We start from the raw sequence: 15890 nt of genomic DNA on the forward strand, positions 1-15890 counted from the left end.
ATAGCCAAACCAACAGCCAACACAATCGCAATAACCATAGCAAGCAAAGTCAAAAGAAGAGTCCAACCAATGCCATAAAAAACGTTATTGCTAATCAAATATATGCCTACAACATCCCACTCGAAGCGAGGATTTGTAACAATTCCGTATAGTAGCGAGCATGCAATTACTGCTACGATTATGCCGGCAATAATAGGCCCAGGCTTTTTAACAGGCAAAATACGTTCAGCTTGAACTGTGCTAGAGCTTGAGTCAGAAAAATTAGCGTCAGAAGAGTTCGCGGTTAAAGAGTTCAACATATTCTCCATAGTTTTCGTTTATATGAATATTTATAAATTATATAAAGTAATGCAAATTTACCATTTAATGTTATAAACGGTAAATTTGCATAGAAATAAGTGAGATTAAGATGCTACTAAAGCTTATTAAAGCTTATCAAAGCTTATTAAAGCTTAGGATTAACTACAGCTTCCTTAATAGCAACGTTTTCAACGCCCCACTTCTTCAAAATATCCTTGTAAATTCCAGACTTCATAAGCTTATCAATGCCAGCTTTAACAGCCTTAAGCATTGCAGCATCGCCCTTCTTAACAGCAGCACCCATTGGCTCTGCATCCTTGCTGTTTTCAAGAATTTCAAGCTTTCCAGCGTTCTTAATAGCAGCGTAACCAGCTACTGGAGTATCTGCATACATAACGTCTGCACGACCAGAAAGAAGAGCGGTAGTTGCGTCAGTCTGCTCTTTGAAGCTCATGATTTCAAGAGGCTTATCTCCCTTAGCAGCGCACTGTTTCTTTGCTTCTTCCATAATAGGCTCGCCAACTGTGCCTGTTTCCAAAGTTACTTTTTTGCCGCAAAGATTCTTTGTGTCAACCTTAGTAGGATTTCCCTTACGCACTTCGAAAGACAAGCCAGCGTTTGCGTAAGTAACAAAGTCAACGGACTTCATACGTTCAGCATTAACAGTGAAACCGGAAATACCAACGTTATACTTGCTGCCAATTGCAGGAATAATGGAGTCGAATTGCGCGTGCATAATCTTGGCTTTTAAGCCCATAACCTTTGCCAAAGCCTTAGAAAAATCAATTTCGTAACCGACTGGTGTTTTGCCGTCAGCAGCGAAGAATTCGGCAGGAGCATAGCTAACGTTTACGCCAACAGTTAGTTCACCAGTTTTTGCAACGGTTTCTGGAACCAACTTTGCAATCTCATCGTCTTTTTGAACTTTGCTTACGTCGTAACTTCTGGCAACATCTGGATCTGCACTCTGCTTGGAATCAGCAGGACCGCAGGCAGCAATAGTGCCAATCAAAACTAAAGAAGCAACAGCAGCAATAGGCTTAATTGATTTGAACATTTTTCTTCTCCGTAAATCTAATAATTTTCAGTGATGCGTATAACTATACACGATAACCCTACTATCTTCACAACTATTTATGCAAGATAGTGTATATACGAAAATAAACATACTGCTTATTGGCGAAATAGTTGACTTTCTACAAAGATATGACGCATATTATTCGCAATAATGTATAATATGTGGCGTGTCGCGTTGAGATAATCATTGAGCGAGCAAATTACTTGCGACCAAAACTACTCACCCTTGAGCTGTTTAGGCCGGAATTCCGCGCGTAAACGACATAAACTACTCACCGCTGCGCTGTTTAGGTCGGAATCTGCCGTAAAAACGACATAAACTACTCACGAGCGCGCAAATTACGGTAACGCATAGCACGCAAAGCCTCGCGCTTATCTTGCTCCTCGCGCAAAGCCTGGCGCTTATCAAATTCCTTCTTACCGCGCGCCAAAGCAATCTCAACTTTCACATAGCTTCCCTTAAAATACAGACGCAACGGAACTACAGTATATCCTTTTGCTTCACTCTGCCTAGAAAGTTTAGCTATTTGAGCCGCATGAAGAAGCAGCTTGCGTTTACGCTTTGGCGCATGATTATTCCAAGTACCGTTCAAATACTCAGGAATATTAGCCCCCTCAAGCCACATTTCACCGCGACGATCAATATTTACAAAAGATTCCGCTAAAGAAGCTCGACCTTCGCGCAAGGACTTAACTTCCGTTCCGGTAAGAGCAAGACCAGCTTCGTAGCAATCTTCAATAGCGTAGTCATGATGAGCCTTACGATTTTGAGCTACAGTAACCGTACCATCTTGAGCAGGTTTATTTGCCATAACTCCCCTCCAATACTAAGACCACAAACAAAACTTGCCATAAGACTTCTATCTTATGGCAAGCGCACTTGAGTCTTCAAGCTTATTTTTAAGACATGCACAAACTACTTGTACGCGTTTTATGAACTTTAATAATGCACATACTCGTAGTCGCCTGGATTATAAATAGTTTCGTACGCTGGGAATGTTGAGAAGCCAGTGCCGCCTTCAGAAATAAGCACTGAACCATCCGCATTAACACGCTCAACAACAGCAACATGACCATACTGCCAGTCTGCAGTCCAGTTACCAACGCGCTGGCCGCGAGCAAACACCATAACAGCACCAACGTGTGGCGTACGATTAACTAAATACCCTAATCGACGACCAGTATTCGCCCACTCGGCACCATTACCCATATACGATCCAACTGGCAAACCAAGCTGAGACCTACGCAAATAAGCCCACAATGTGCACTGACGAGCAGGATAAGCAGAACCGCCAACAGAATTGCCAGTATTATGACCGTAGCAGAACTTAGCTCCTTCAGGGCAGTTGCCAGGAACAGTGTAATTCATGCCGTTAGCAGCACCATTGGAAAGCTGCATTGGAGGCAAAGAAGCATTAGTTCCAGCTCCCCTAACCTGCTGACGATTTCCAGCATTAGGATCAGCTCGAGCAAATGACTTGTTTGCAAGAGCGCGAGCCTGAGCGTCAATAGCAGACTTCATTGCCACAATTTCTGCAGCTTCACGAGCAGACTGAGTAGTTAAACTACTTTTTTGACTTTCAAGCTGCTTACGAATATTTTCGCCCTGATCTCGCAAATCTTGCAACGACTTCCTGCGATCATTAGCAGCTTTAGCAGCAATCTGCGCGCTTTGAGCCTGAGTATCGGCCTGCTGCTTAAGTTTTGCGATTTCCGTTTCAATAGCAGCCAAACGCTGACGACGATTCATAGAAGTATTTAATTTAACTGCAGCATCGTTTGCAGCATTTGCCTCGCTACGAGCAACTGCAGCTTCAGACTGAAGTTTGCCAACAAACTGCTCAGTAGTTGTTGACTTCGTAACGATATTCATAACATCAGAGGCTTGAGAACCGTGGAAACTCTTACGAGCAAGCTGAGCTACAGCAGCTTTTGCATCGTCAAAATCCACGCCAGTTTTCTTAATTTTTTCTTCCAAATCGCGCTTATCTTTTTGAGCAGACTCTAATCTTTGCTGAGTAGATTCTGCAAGACTACGCGCTTGAGCAGCCTGCTCTTCAGCCTGCTGAGCCGCACGAACCTGGCCTGGAATTTGACGCTCATTCAAATCATTAAGCTCAAGAATCTTCTTTGCCAGCTGCTTATTAACACCAGAAAGCTGACGCTTTAGATTCTCGTTCCTCTGCACTTTACGCTTGTAGTCGTTCATATTAACAGCGCTAGCAGTATCAGCAGTTAATAACGAACCAACAATGCCACTAAACAGCATAGCAACGGAAACAACCAAGCTAACTATTATACGATTGTGCCTATTGTACACGCTACGTCGAGTTACGCTCATATTACTTCCCTTTCCACGTTACTAATGCGAATTATAGCGTTAAGTAAGGAATCACGCGAGTTTTTCTAAGTTTTTTAGTTTTTTTGAATTTTTTACGCAAATAATTTAACTTACGCCTTTAAGTATCGTCTTAAAGCAATAGCAGAAGCTACTACAGAAAGCACAACAGCTCCAGCAACAAGCATTGGAACACACAACCACACAGTAGACTGCGTTATAAATGGCATCCAACGAACATTTTGCGCAAGCCAATCAGTTACAAACACTTTTACAACCAAGCTTAATGCCGCGCCCGCAAGCAAAGATCCAGCGAAGGAAGCGAAAGCACCTTCAAGAATAAACGGCATGCGAATGGTCCAGTTAGAAGCACCAACTAGGCGCATAATCTCAGTTTCTTGACGGCGGCTCGCTGCAGACATACGAATTGTAGTGCCTGTAAGCATAATGGCCACAACAACCATAACTGCAGCAAGAACAATCGTAACTACTGTAGCTCTATTAAGAACACTGAAAACAGGGTCGAAAATTTGTCGCTGATCAACAACCTCTTCCACACCATCTCGTCCAGAAAGAACTTCCGAAACAACCTGGTATTTCATAGGATTAGTAAGTTTTAAGCGAAGCGAATCCTGCATATCTGCGGCGGTAAGAGTTCTACCCTGATACATTCCGTTAGGATACTGCTTTAGGAAAGTATTTTTATAAAATTCATTACGACTTACGTAAGTAATATTTGAAACGTCGTCGCCTAATTCTTGGTGAATAACATGCTCAAGTTTTACTATTTCAGCGTTTGTTGGAGCTTTTCCAGAAGCACAGGATGGAGATTGGCTAGTTCCATCTGGGCAAAGCCATGCAACAACCTCAACCTTGTCGTACCAGTCGCCCTTAGCTTTAGTGATTTGAGCCTGCATTAACACAGAAGCACCAATAAAAAGGAAGGAAATAAAAGTTACGAGCATAACGGAAAGAATCATTGAAACGTTACGGCGTAAACTAATGCATGTTTCGGAAAAAATGAATCTTAAACGCATTACTCTGCTCCTTCAGTTTTATTAGTGTCATTATTGCTATCGTCAACACTAATGTTCTCATTATTAGTATTTGCAGCCGCAACAGATGGCTTAGGTGGAGCTGGAGGCATAGGAGGGAGCTGAGACTTACTCTCAGATTCAGAATCAGATTGTGAATGATTTTCTGATACAGATTGCGACTCCTCGCTAGTTTCAGATTGCGATTTTTCACTCACTTCAGAATTTTCAGTAGATTCATGAGTTTCATGAGATTCAGTGGATTCAACAGTTTCTGCAGATTCAGCGGATTCTTTATTATCTTCCGAAATCTCAACTTCTGAAACATCCTCTCCAACGTCTTCATGGTTTGTAGAAACCAACCCGCGTCCCCAAGTCATTGTTGTTTCCAAAGACTGGAACACTTCACCGTAACGGCCAGTCCTTCCAGAATGAACAGACTGAGCAAGGCGTGCAATACCATCATTTTCTGCCGTGTCACTTTGAAGAGATTGCGTAACAATATCAACAGTTTCACGAGCCTGCTCCGCACGTTGAGCTTTTTTAGAAAGTCGCTTATGACGTTCCGTATTTTCAGGCTGATTGCTTGAAGCTGAAATTTCAGCCTCTTCACTATTTTTTTCAACAGACTGCTGAGCTTTAGACTTTTGTTCAACATCTGAATCCGGGAAGTAAAGAGCAGAATCGTAAGAACCTTCGCGCTCATCTCGAACAATCTTACCCTCGTGAAGCTCAACAACGCGCTTACGCATTGAGTTCACAATCTCCTCATTATGCGTAGCCATAACAATTGTTGTGCCAGTTCGGTTAATAGCATCCAAAACTTCCATAATTCCAAGAGAAGTAGTTGGATCCAAATTACCAGTAGGCTCATCTGCAAGAATAATTTGAGGATGATTTACATACGCGCGCGCAATAGCCACACGCTGAGCCTCACCACCAGAAAGCTCATGCGGATAGTTATTTTCCTTACCGGTTAAGCCAACAGTTTCTAGCACGCGAGGCACAAGCGAGCGAATAGTCGCTCTACTAGTGCCGATTACTTCCAAAGCAAAAGCAACATTTTGATAAACCGTTTTATTATTAAGCAGCTTATAATCTTGGAAAATAAAGCCAAGAGATCTGCGATACTGCGGAACCTGACGGTTAGAAAGTCTGCGCAAATCGTTACCAGCAACGTGAATTTCCCCACCATTTGCTTCTTCTTCACGAAGAAGCAAACTAAGCAATGTGGTTTTGCCAGAGCCTGAAGCGCCAACAAGAAACACAAAATCTCCGCGATCCACATGCAAAGACACATCGTCTAGTGCAGGGCGCGTACCTCTCGGATATATTTTTGACACATGATCTAATGAAATCAGCGACATTGTTTCAATCCTTCCGAAGATTATGTGTAATTATTGGTTTTTAGTTCTAGATTTAGCTTTAGTTTAAGATTATTTTTCTGCTTCTTTTTCAGCTTCTTTTTGAGCCGCAACTCGCTGCTCGTGACGCCAACGAATGCCAGCTTCAATAAAACCGTCAATATCACCGTCAAAAACAGCTTGAGTTTGTGAAGTTTCGTAGCCAGTGCGCAAATCCTTCACCATTTGGTACGGGTGAAGAACGTAGGAGCGCATCTGGTCTCCCCAGCTTGCCTTAATATCTCCAGCAAGCTCCTTCTTTTTAGCAGCTTCCTCCGCGTGCTTAAGCACAAGCAAACGCGACTGCAAAACAGCCATTGCAGCTGCGCGGTTTTGAATCTGGCTGCGCTCATCTTGCATAGAAACAACCAAGCCTGTTGGCAAATGCGTAATACGAACAGCAGAATACGTAGTATTAACACCTTGACCACCCGGGCCTGAAGCTTGGAAAGTATCCACACGAATGTCGGAATCTGGAATATCAATATGATCCGTAGCTTCAACCAAAGGGATCACTTCCACTGCGCTAAAGCCGGTTTGACGACGTCCTTGATTGTCAAATGGCGAAATACGAACCATTCTGTGAGTGCCGCCCTCTACAGAAAGGCGACCATACGCGTACGGTGCATCCACTTGGAAAGTAGCAGATTTAATACCAGCTTCTTCCGCATAAGACGTGTCCATCATCTTAGTTTTATAGCCGTTTCGCTCAGCCCAACGCAAGTACATACGAAGAAGCATTTGAGCAAAATCAGCAGCATCCACACCGCCCGCACCAGAACGAATCGTAACAACCGCAGAACGAGCATCATATTCGCCGTCAAGAAGAGTCTGAACTTCCATATCGTCCAACTCGTGAGCAATAGAACCAAGCTCTTCTTGAGCCTCACTCATAGAATCAGCATCGCCTTCTTCTTGGCCAAGCTCAATCAAAGTCTTAGTATCCTCAATGCGCTGATCTACAGCTTGCAAACGCTTCAACTGAGACTGAGCTGCAGAAAGCTTACTCGTAACCTGCTGAGCATGCTCAGAATCATCCCAAAGCCCTGGCTCTGCAGCCTGCTTTTCTAAATCAGCAATCGTAGCCTTCAACGAATCGACGTCTAAAGCCTTCTCAATCGAAGCATACTTTGATTCAACATCGCGTAGCGCCTGTGCAAAATCAAATTCCGCCATGAGATATACATCTCCTAATCACTTACATATTTATCGAGTTGCCCTACGTACAATACGCTCTTCATGACGTTAGAAGGTTACAACACACTTTTCATACTGTATCTAGTGTATCCATCAGCACGGATGAAGAAATGGGACACATACAATTACAGCGTACGCAAAAGTTGCGCAGGATCAATGCGAGAAGCTCTAAATGCAGGAAGTATTCCTGCAAAAGCACCAATAAACAGTCCGAATGGTACTATCAATAGCACGTAATATGGTAATAAGTAAGGCCATGAGAAGAATGTAGCAACACAGATAACCACAATTGCACCCAAAAGAAAACCCATTGTAGAACCAACTCCACCCAGTAATGTTGCTTCAACAAGGAATTGAGTAATAATCTGTTTTGGAGTAAATCCTAATGCCATACTAATACCAATTTGTCTATGTCTTTCAGAAACAGCCAATTGCATGGTATTGAGAATACTAATAATACTTACTGTAACCATCACACCACTTACAATCAGTGCCAAATTCTGAGCATCGCCAACAAGGCTTTGACGTAATTTGGCTGGATCTGCTGGCGTTTTTACACTTACAGCTTTCAAATCATACGGCCAGACTAGACTTGCAACTACTTCTGCAATACTTTTCACAGCTCTTTCATCAGTTAGTATTAGCAATGTGCGATGATTTCCTATCCATCTCATTCGAAATGCTGTCTGAGGAGTTACAATGATTGATGTTGCTAAATCTAATTTTTCTGGTGCATCAGAGACGATACCAGCAAATACCATTGTGTGTTTGCCAACTTGCAGTGTTTGTCCAATATGATTACACGACAAACCCAAATCTTTTGCTATACGATTCCCCAACATCACTTGTAGAGGATCAATATCTGTTCTAGATGGAATCGAACCTGCTACAATTCGCCCACCGCGAGCTAGCAATCCTTCATAAGACATTATTGCAACATTGGCTTCTATTGATGTACTCCAACGAGGTACATGTACTTTTAAGGCTACACCAGTTGCTTCAGAAGATACAAATGTGCCAGCATGATACACTGAAGGATCACTCAATAGCATTTTTGTTAGAGATTTTTCTGATTCCCGCCAAGCCTCATAAGGTAAATGAACACTAATAGCAGGCTCTTGTAAACGTTCAAAACGTATAGCAGTTTGCGCAGCAGAAGATGAAGAAATACCAACAACAATTATTACTGTAGCAGCAGCTAGCATAATAGCAATTAAAGTTGGAAAAGTACTAGCTGGGCGACGAATAATTGCAAGAATAGCCCTTTTGAAAGTGTTACGCATTATGACCTTCACCTGTTGTAAGCAATTGTGCTGCTAATCGTGTATGCTCGCTATTTTTTACCATTACTGCTTGCGTAATATCATTACCAACAATGCACCCATCACGAAGCACAATATGCTGATCACATGCTTTCGCTATTCCTGAATCATGCGTAACAATAATCACTAACGAATCAGATGTTACACTACTAAGCAATAACTGCAATATATGATCACTGTTGCACGTATCAAGATTACCAGTAGGCTCATCACACAATAGTACTCTTGGTTTACAAGCTAATGCTCTCGCAATAGCAACACGTTGACGCTCGCCACCAGAAAGATCTGAAGTTTTAACCATAGTTCTATGCAACAAACCAACACGTTCTAATTGAGTATCAACAAGATTATTTTTTTCTTGCATAGTAAGAGTGCTGTTATCAAGAGGAAACATCACATTTTCACACACAGTAAGATAATCAATCAGATTGAATGATTGAAAAATAAATCCTAACGATTTCCTTCTTAATAGAGCTCGCTTTGTTGACGAAAATCTTGCTACATCTTCTCCATCAAATAAATAAGTTCCTTCTGTCGGCTGATCAAGCAATCCCAAAATACCTAAGAGAGTAGATTTTCCTGAACCAGATTGACCTGTAATAGCTACACTATGACCGGCATATAGCGACAAAGTAACGTCTTGTAATGCGTGGGTTGATGGCGGATAACTTCTGCAAATATGCTCTAAACGAATCACCTCAGAAGCTGTCTGCTTGCTACTCACGATTCATCACCTTTAGCTATTACTACATCCATTCCTGGGTTGATTTCCCTGCCTGTTATTGCACAACGCCCTTGGAAACATATACCCACAGTAACCTCAATCTTTTTCCCGGCAGCAGTCTCAAGATATGAGCGGTTATTTTTTGAACGTATAGCGGAAGAAGCAACAGATAATGAATCTTTATCAGATTGAGCCACCACCACAGTAACTGGAATACCATCCAAACTATCGGTAACTTGTTTCGATGACTTTACATGATAATAGACATAATCAGTACTACCTACTTGTTCACTATTTGAAGGCGTTAAATTCGGTGTTTTTTCAGCTTTTTCTGAATCATTATTCATCGTGCTGCTTTCCACAGCATCATCCGGCTTTTGTATACTATTCATAGCATCAGTTTGTATAGACGCATTAGCCTTATGTTCAATACTATGGATTGTGAACGTTGCTTGTTCAACAGGTATTCCTTGCAACGTTTTTCCAACAAGTGATTCAGGATTTGCAAATTGCTGAATAGCACTCAATTTTGCTTCTAGCATATAGTCATGCTTAGTACTAACTAAATCACATTGCACTGATTGTACTGATTGCCCTGCTTTACCACAATCTCCCTGTACGCGAACCGGCACATCAGGGACAAACGTTACTGCATGTTGAGCAAGACCAACATCATCAATTTGGTCAACACTCAATCGCATGCCTTCTTTGCTGAAATATCCTAATTTTTGCGCCGTATACCAGTCTCTCAACGCGCGAATAGTACTAGCACCAAAGATGCCTGCTTTATCGTAAGTAGAATACCCAGCGCTTGCAAGACACTGCTGAATTTGCATGACATCAACTCCGGTGTCTCCCTCACCGAGTGCACGATACATTGGTATATTGCCTTTGCATACCATTAACGGCATTTCATCAACTACAGTTATCAATTGTGCATTGCGTAATTCGATACCATGAAGCGCACCATCACGCGTCACCACACCTTGCGCCGGCAATTTCAGCGATGTTGTATTAAGTGGTATATCTTTTATTATTCCATCCACTTTTTGTTCTACTGATTGTGCTTGTACTTGGGTGAGGATTGGCGCTGATTTAATAACCTTCGCTTGCTCAATACCATTCATTACACCTATAGTTACGGATACAGTACCTACGATAAGGCACGCAACAAGCAATACGCATAACAGAACAATAGGCCAACGTTTTCCAGATAGTGACGCAACAGTGTTTGAAGTCATGACCGTTTCCCCTTGATGCATACCTATCGCTTATTCAATTTCAAAATTTCTGGATAATCCTTTGCATATTGCTCATACGTCAACGTACCATCAATGATTTGCTTGGCTTTTTGACGTGCGGCACTGAGAGCGTCATGCCGAGCAAGCAATTCAGACTCGTTCTCAACCATCCATTTTGCAGCTATACGCGAAAACACTTTTTTAATAACTGAGCGAAGATTTACTGATTCTTGACAATCAAAATCAGCACTCACCAACGCACGTTCCTTTGCATTTGGCTGGTCTCCTAGCTTGCGATAAACTCCAAAACGTTTTTTCGCAAATTTTCCAGCGTGCAATCCTTTGACGGAATAACCAGAACGACTCATGCATGAAGAATATTCATTAATTGCAGAACGCACTTCTTCATCATCTAAAGCACTTCCAGATCCACTTTTATAAAAATCTTGCACTGTGTCAGCAATAGCACCATAACTTTTATGAGATCCATACACAATTCTAATAGCTAATGGGTCACACGCTAAATCACGATCTTTATCGTCATCCATCAACTTATCATTACCATTATAATCGAGTTCAAATTTTTTATGAGCAACACCTTTCAATGTGTTACCATACATATCTATAACGTTGTAACCTTTACTATAATCAACTGTCGAATAATAACCTCCTGCAACGGCTTCTTCTTTCGAAGAAAATACGCCGCCAATTTCCCCGTATACATTATTTGCAGGATTTACAACATAAGAACTTTCTTGTTCAATATCGTACCCTCTTGCACGCATACACTGTGCTGCAACTAAATCAACTGCACGTGAAATACCAGAATCATCGCCCATCAAATCAATCGTAGACGTCACTATAGCAGGCTTTGCAGTAACCTCGCCACTACATCCAGAAACAAGTACAAAGCAACATAATATCAAAAAACAATCAATAACATACCGTCGTATTTTCATAATCATTATACTCACATACATAATGTGGCAGGATAGTATCCTTCCACAGTTTTACTCTCTATATTTACTAATCTCCGCCAAAGCAACTTGCGTGATCAGCAGCATTAATAACATTAAATGATTTAACTGAACGATTTTTCAATATCTTTGCTATACGACGATCACCAAACAACTGACTATCCCAGATACTCACCCATCTAACAAGATTTTGCTTTCCAGAATCGTAAACATTATCTTGAAAATCTACATCACAATTTGAGAACGCTGCATAATTACCTTCAAAATACTCATGTTCCCATAGTTTCAGCTCACCTGCAGAAGCGGTTTGCGCACAACTAAATACACATAATCCTGAAAGAACAAAAGCTAAAGTTTTTGAATAATATTTTTTCATTATTCTTATCTCCCTCTTAATAAATAACTATAACAACAGTGTTATAAGCTAGCCATTCTAGCTATTAAAGATGAATGTATCATAAAAAAATAAATGGAGCAATACAAAATATAATAAATAAATGGTGCATATTAATAACATATGCACCATTTATTTTATTAGTAAAAACTGAGTTTATAACATAAAATTACACATGCTTATACCGTTATAAAAATCATTAAAACTAATATAAACCCGATGAAACATTTAGTTGAATTCTATACAAGATACTAATGCCACTATCTTACGGTCAAAATTTCAGGACCATTCTCCGTAATGGCAATCGTATGCTCGCTGTGAGCTCCGCGAGAACCATCAGCAGAACGAAGAGTCCAACCATCCTTAGGATCCTGATAAATCTCATCAGTAGTCTTTAAGAACCATGGCTCAATTGCAATAACAAGACCTGGGCGAAGCTTGTATCCATGGTGAGCAGTGCCATCGTTAGGAACGTGCGGATCGCCATGCATAATATGGCCGACTCCATGGCCGCCAAACTCAAGGTTTACGCTGTAACCATACTCGTGAGCAACACAACCAACAGCTGCAGAAATATCACCAAGACGGTTTCCAGGCTGAGCCATGTTAATGCCAGCCTCCAAAGCTTCCTCAGTGCACTTAATCAAGCGCAAATCCTCAGGATCCGCATGCTTTCCAACCACGAAACTAATAGCAGAATCTCCAACCCAGCCGTCGACGTTAATCGCCAAGTCAAGAGTTAGCAAATCTCCGTCTTTAATGTTGTAATCGTAAGGAACTCCATGAAGAACAGCATCGTTTACAGAAGTGCAAATATAGTGCGCAAAAGGACCAGTTCCAAAATCAGGAGCGTAATCAACATAGCAAGAAGACGCACCTTTACGGCTCATAATGCGTTGGCGAACAAAGTCATCAATTTCAAGAAGATTTGTGCCAACTTTGGTCATTGCTTTTAAGTCTTTAAGAATACTACCGACGAAGCGACCTGCAGGTTTCATCGCTTCAATTTCAGATGGAGTTTTCAGTTCAATCATGCTTCAAGACTAACGCGCAGGCACGAAAATAGCGCAAAATATGGCGAAAATAAGTCACAAATAATAACTAATAGTGTCGCTTAATACTTGTAAGCTAAACTCATGCTTAATAACAATGAAAACAATACTAATAACAGCAATAAAGAACCACAGAAGGAACTTTCGGCTGTAGATTTTGATCCAGCCTCCTTCTCGTCAGTTATTCGCCCACAAGACGACTTGTTCCGTTACGTAAACGGTCCGTGGATTGACACTTACACTCTTCCAGAAGACAAGCCAATGTACGGCGCTTTCTACAAGCTTGCAGAAGATGCAGAGACGCAAATTCGAGATATTTTAGAAAGCGAAGATTGCACAGCTACAAAGTCACAAACCTTATACCGTAAATATTTGGATACTGCAGCTATTGAAAAAGCTGGAATTACGCCAATTAAGAGCGATTTAGACGCTGTTGATGCGGCAACCAGCAAGGAAGATTTGGTTCGCACACTCGGCGCACTTAACCCGTACGGCGGACCAGGCGCAATGTTTTATTTTGGCGTTTACGGAGACCCTAAAGATCCTAAGACGAATATTATGCATATTGAGCAGTCTGGATTGGGTTTGCCAGACGAAGCGTACTATCGCGAAGATAACTACGCTCCAATTCGCACTGAATACGTAAAAATGGTAGCTTCATTGCTTCGCTTGGCCGGATACGGAGACGCAACTACTACACAAGCGCAAGCCGATAGTTTCTTGAATGTTGAGACTAAAATCGCAAGCAAGCACTGGGATAATGTTGCAACTCGCGATTCTCAAAAAACTTATAATCCTTGCGATTATGCAGATTTGGCAAAAAAGCTTGAAGCGCTTAATCTCAACGCTTTCTTAGATGCTGCACAAAAAGCGTACGATAACTCAGAAGAAGCAAAGAATCAGCCAATCAACCTTCGTGAAGCTTTTAGCAAAGTAGTAGTTCACGAGCCAAGCTTTATAGAAGGATTGAATAAGATTTGGCAGGAAGCCGATTTAGAAGATTTGAAGCTTTGGGCGCGCGTGCACGTGATTTTGTGCTGGGCAAGCATGTTGAGCGAGGACTTTGCACAAGCACGATTCGACTTCTACGGCAAAGTGCTTTCTGGCGCCACAAAGCCACGCGACCGCTGGAAGCGAGCAATCGCAGTTGTTGACGATTCTTGCGGCGAAGAAGTTGGACGCGAATACGTGCGATTGCACTTCCCTGAGTCTTCTAAAAAGTATATGCAAGGCTTAGTTGACAATCTTATTAATGCTTACCGCGAGTCGATTTCGCACAGCAGCTGGCTTGGCGAGGAAACTAAGGCGAAGGCTTTGGAAAAGCTTAGCAAGTTTGAGCCAAATATTGGTTACACGAATCATTGGGTTGACTATGCTGCGTTAAATATTAAGGAAGATGCTAGCTTAGTTGAGAATATGCGCGAAGTTTCTCGATTTGGCTTCGGCAGGAATATTGCAAAAGCTGGAAATCCTGTGGATCGCGAAGAATGGCAGATGACTCCGCAAACCGTTAACGCTTACTACGATCCGTTGCTTAACGTAATCGTGTTCCCAGCTGCTATTTTGCAACCGCCATTCTTTAACCCAAGTGCTCCAGACGCAGCAAATTACGGCGCTATTGGTGCAGTAATCGGCCACGAAATCGGCCACGGTTTTGACGATCAGGGTTGCGAATACGACGGCGACGGCGTTCTTAACAATTGGTGGACTGAAGAAGACAAAACCAACTTTGCTGAGCGCACTAAAAAGCTTATTGAACAATACAACGCTTTTACACCAACCCAGCTTATCGTTAAGTACTCTCACTTGAAGAGCAAAGAAGAGCGCAATGCAATGCCTCACGTAAATGGCGCTTTAACAATCGGCGAGAATATTGGCGATTTAAGCGGCGTAACTATTGCGCTTAAAGCCTACGCTTTTGCTTTGCAAAAGAGCAAGGGGCAAGAAATCGAAGGAAGTGACGACGCAATTCGAGAGACCTTGCTTAACGCTCCTAAGGTAGATGGTTTTACTGCTTTGCAACGATTCTTCTTAAGCTACGCGCTTGTATGGCGTTCCAAGGCTCGTAACGAGATTGCGGAACAATACCTTCAAATCGACCCACACTCCCCTGCAGAATGCCGTACTAACGGCATTGCTCGAAACGTTGACTTGTTCTACGATGCTTTCGATGTTAAAGAAGGCGACGAAATGTGGCTCGACCCTGCTGAGCGCGTGCACATTTGGTAAGTTGCAATAACGAGAATGACTGCAATTCGCAGATAACGCGTAAATAATTTTCTTAATATAAAGAAACATAATGGGAACGCCACCTTAGTAACGTTCCCATTATGAATATATGAATATTGTTTATACGAAGACTACATACATACATTTACAGAAGATGCTTTTTAGAAAACGCACATATGCGTAAAGTAAAAATATTTTCAACTACACTATCTATTAATTATATCAATATGTTACTTTTCAAATCTTTTAACAAAAATTAAAAAATTCACTTGTTTTCTATTTCTTAAAAATGATACACTAAGAATGCTAATTTTCAATAAGACTGGACTTGTTATCCAGTTTGATTGCTCAGCAGTTTTGATGACTATAACTGCAGGGGAAGCTTTCCAGCTTCCCCGTTTTTGTTTATTTGTTGAAAATTAGCTTCTACCATTCTTGATATAATTGATGTGCGTCTGCGAGATCTTGTAAGAGTGTTGAAAATTAGCTTCTATCCTTCTTGATATAATTGCTTTCAACCCATGTTTCTGTTTACAAGCGTTGAAAATTAGCTTCTACCATTCTTGATATAATTGGCCAAGTCTGTCTCGGTTTGCTTGTTA

The 15890-nt window shown here is 41.6% G+C and carries 13 protein-coding genes and 1 pseudogene; 1 reads left to right on the forward strand and 13 read right to left on the reverse strand.

The features are described from left to right. The 13 genes and pseudogenes from CGSMWGV1500E_RS00530 to map all read right to left on the reverse strand — a co-directional run. Positions 1 to 308: pseudogene (locus tag CGSMWGV1500E_RS00530) on the reverse strand (amino acid ABC transporter permease); the annotation flags it as partial. Between the two features lie 137 nt (positions 309 to 445). Further along, positions 446 to 1357 (reverse strand): ABC transporter substrate-binding protein, encoded by a 912-nt coding sequence (locus CGSMWGV1500E_RS00525; RefSeq protein ID WP_004129479.1) that lies wholly within the window; start codon positions 1355 to 1357, stop codon positions 446 to 448. A gap of 340 nt (positions 1358 to 1697) precedes the next feature. Continuing rightward, positions 1698 to 2189, reverse strand: a complete 492-nt coding sequence (smpB, locus tag CGSMWGV1500E_RS00520) for an SsrA-binding protein SmpB (RefSeq protein WP_004129482.1) — start codon at positions 2187 to 2189, stop codon at positions 1698 to 1700. Between the two features lie 128 nt (positions 2190 to 2317). Continuing rightward, positions 2318 to 3718, reverse strand: a complete 1401-nt coding sequence (locus CGSMWGV1500E_RS00515; RefSeq protein ID WP_004129485.1) for a CHAP domain-containing protein — start codon at positions 3716 to 3718, stop codon at positions 2318 to 2320. 110 nt (positions 3719 to 3828) lie between these two features. Further along, positions 3829 to 4752 carry a permease-like cell division protein FtsX gene (ftsX, locus tag CGSMWGV1500E_RS00510; RefSeq protein WP_004129488.1) on the reverse strand — a complete coding sequence of 308 codons (924 nt, stop codon included), beginning with the start codon at positions 4750 to 4752 and terminating at the stop codon, positions 3829 to 3831. After that, positions 4752 to 6116 (reverse strand): cell division ATP-binding protein FtsE, encoded by a 1365-nt coding sequence (ftsE, locus tag CGSMWGV1500E_RS00505; RefSeq protein ID WP_004129490.1) that lies wholly within the window; start codon positions 6114 to 6116, stop codon positions 4752 to 4754. Before ftsE ends, ftsX begins: the two co-directional genes overlap by 1 nt. A 69-nt stretch (positions 6117 to 6185) precedes the next feature. Then, positions 6186 to 7328 carry a peptide chain release factor 2 gene (prfB, locus tag CGSMWGV1500E_RS00500; protein ID WP_004129494.1) on the reverse strand — a complete coding sequence of 381 codons (1143 nt, stop codon included), beginning with the start codon at positions 7326 to 7328 and terminating at the stop codon, positions 6186 to 6188. 146 nt (positions 7329 to 7474) lie between these two features. Then, on the reverse strand, positions 7475 to 8632 hold the full coding sequence (locus CGSMWGV1500E_RS00495; RefSeq protein WP_004129496.1) for an ABC transporter permease: 1158 nt from the start codon (positions 8630 to 8632) through the stop codon (positions 7475 to 7477). Continuing rightward, positions 8625 to 9395 carry an ABC transporter ATP-binding protein gene (locus CGSMWGV1500E_RS00490; RefSeq protein WP_004129498.1) on the reverse strand — a complete coding sequence of 257 codons (771 nt, stop codon included), beginning with the start codon at positions 9393 to 9395 and terminating at the stop codon, positions 8625 to 8627. Before CGSMWGV1500E_RS00490 ends, CGSMWGV1500E_RS00495 begins: the two co-directional genes overlap by 8 nt. Continuing rightward, a complete protein-coding gene (locus CGSMWGV1500E_RS00485) occupies positions 9392 to 10636 on the reverse strand; it encodes a peptidoglycan-binding domain-containing protein (RefSeq protein WP_004129500.1) in 1245 nt (414 codons plus the stop codon). The genes CGSMWGV1500E_RS00490 and CGSMWGV1500E_RS00485 overlap by 4 nt, the downstream gene beginning before the upstream one ends. Before the next feature lie 23 nt (positions 10637 to 10659). Next, positions 10660 to 11475 carry a hypothetical protein gene (locus CGSMWGV1500E_RS00480; RefSeq protein ID WP_004129503.1) on the reverse strand — a complete coding sequence of 272 codons (816 nt, stop codon included), beginning with the start codon at positions 11473 to 11475 and terminating at the stop codon, positions 10660 to 10662. A 187-nt stretch (positions 11476 to 11662) separates the two neighbouring features. Beyond that, positions 11663 to 11989 carry a hypothetical protein gene (locus CGSMWGV1500E_RS00475; RefSeq protein WP_004129505.1) on the reverse strand — a complete coding sequence of 109 codons (327 nt, stop codon included), beginning with the start codon at positions 11987 to 11989 and terminating at the stop codon, positions 11663 to 11665. A gap of 278 nt (positions 11990 to 12267) precedes the next feature. Beyond that, a complete protein-coding gene (gene map / locus CGSMWGV1500E_RS00470) occupies positions 12268 to 13041 on the reverse strand; it encodes a type I methionyl aminopeptidase (RefSeq protein WP_004129509.1) in 774 nt (257 codons plus the stop codon). 102 nt (positions 13042 to 13143) lie between these two features. Between map and CGSMWGV1500E_RS00465 the strand changes: the two genes are divergently transcribed. Continuing rightward, positions 13144 to 15288 carry a M13 family metallopeptidase gene (locus CGSMWGV1500E_RS00465; protein WP_004129512.1) on the forward strand — a complete coding sequence of 715 codons (2145 nt, stop codon included), beginning with the start codon at positions 13144 to 13146 and terminating at the stop codon, positions 15286 to 15288. Positions 15289 to 15890: the final 602 nt, after the last annotated feature.

The sequence above is a fragment of the Gardnerella vaginalis 1500E genome, assembly GCF_000263595.1.
In the GTDB taxonomy this organism is placed as follows: domain Bacteria; phylum Actinomycetota; class Actinomycetes; order Actinomycetales; family Bifidobacteriaceae; genus Bifidobacterium; species Bifidobacterium vaginale_E.

Bases quoted from the DNA above. Each gene is read 5' to 3' on its own strand.
- prfB (WP_004129494.1), bottom strand. From the start codon at position 7,328: ATGGCGGAATTTGATTTTGCACAGGCGCTACGCGATGTTGAATCAAAG.
- CGSMWGV1500E_RS00475 (WP_004129505.1), bottom strand. From the start codon at position 11,989: ATGAAAAAATATTATTCAAAAACTTTAGCTTTTGTTCTTTCAGGATTA.
- CGSMWGV1500E_RS00495 (WP_004129496.1), bottom strand. From the start codon at position 8,632: ATGCGTAACACTTTCAAAAGGGCTATTCTTGCAATTATTCGTCGCCCA.
- CGSMWGV1500E_RS00515 (WP_004129485.1), bottom strand. From the start codon at position 3,718: ATGAGCGTAACTCGACGTAGCGTGTACAATAGGCACAATCGTATAATA.
- CGSMWGV1500E_RS00485 (WP_004129500.1), bottom strand. From the start codon at position 10,636: ATGACTTCAAACACTGTTGCGTCACTATCTGGAAAACGTTGGCCTATT.
- ftsX (WP_004129488.1), bottom strand. From the start codon at position 4,752: ATGCGTTTAAGATTCATTTTTTCCGAAACATGCATTAGTTTACGCCGT.
- ftsE (WP_004129490.1), bottom strand. From the start codon at position 6,116: ATGTCGCTGATTTCATTAGATCATGTGTCAAAAATATATCCGAGAGGT.
- CGSMWGV1500E_RS00525 (WP_004129479.1), bottom strand. From the start codon at position 1,357: ATGTTCAAATCAATTAAGCCTATTGCTGCTGTTGCTTCTTTAGTTTTG.
- map (WP_004129509.1), bottom strand. From the start codon at position 13,041: ATGATTGAACTGAAAACTCCATCTGAAATTGAAGCGATGAAACCTGCA.
- smpB (WP_004129482.1), bottom strand. From the start codon at position 2,189: ATGGCAAATAAACCTGCTCAAGATGGTACGGTTACTGTAGCTCAAAAT.
- CGSMWGV1500E_RS00465 (WP_004129512.1), top strand. From the start codon at position 13,144: ATGCTTAATAACAATGAAAACAATACTAATAACAGCAATAAAGAACCA.
- CGSMWGV1500E_RS00480 (WP_004129503.1), bottom strand. From the start codon at position 11,475: ATGGGCGATGATTCTGGTATTTCACGTGCAGTTGATTTAGTTGCAGCA.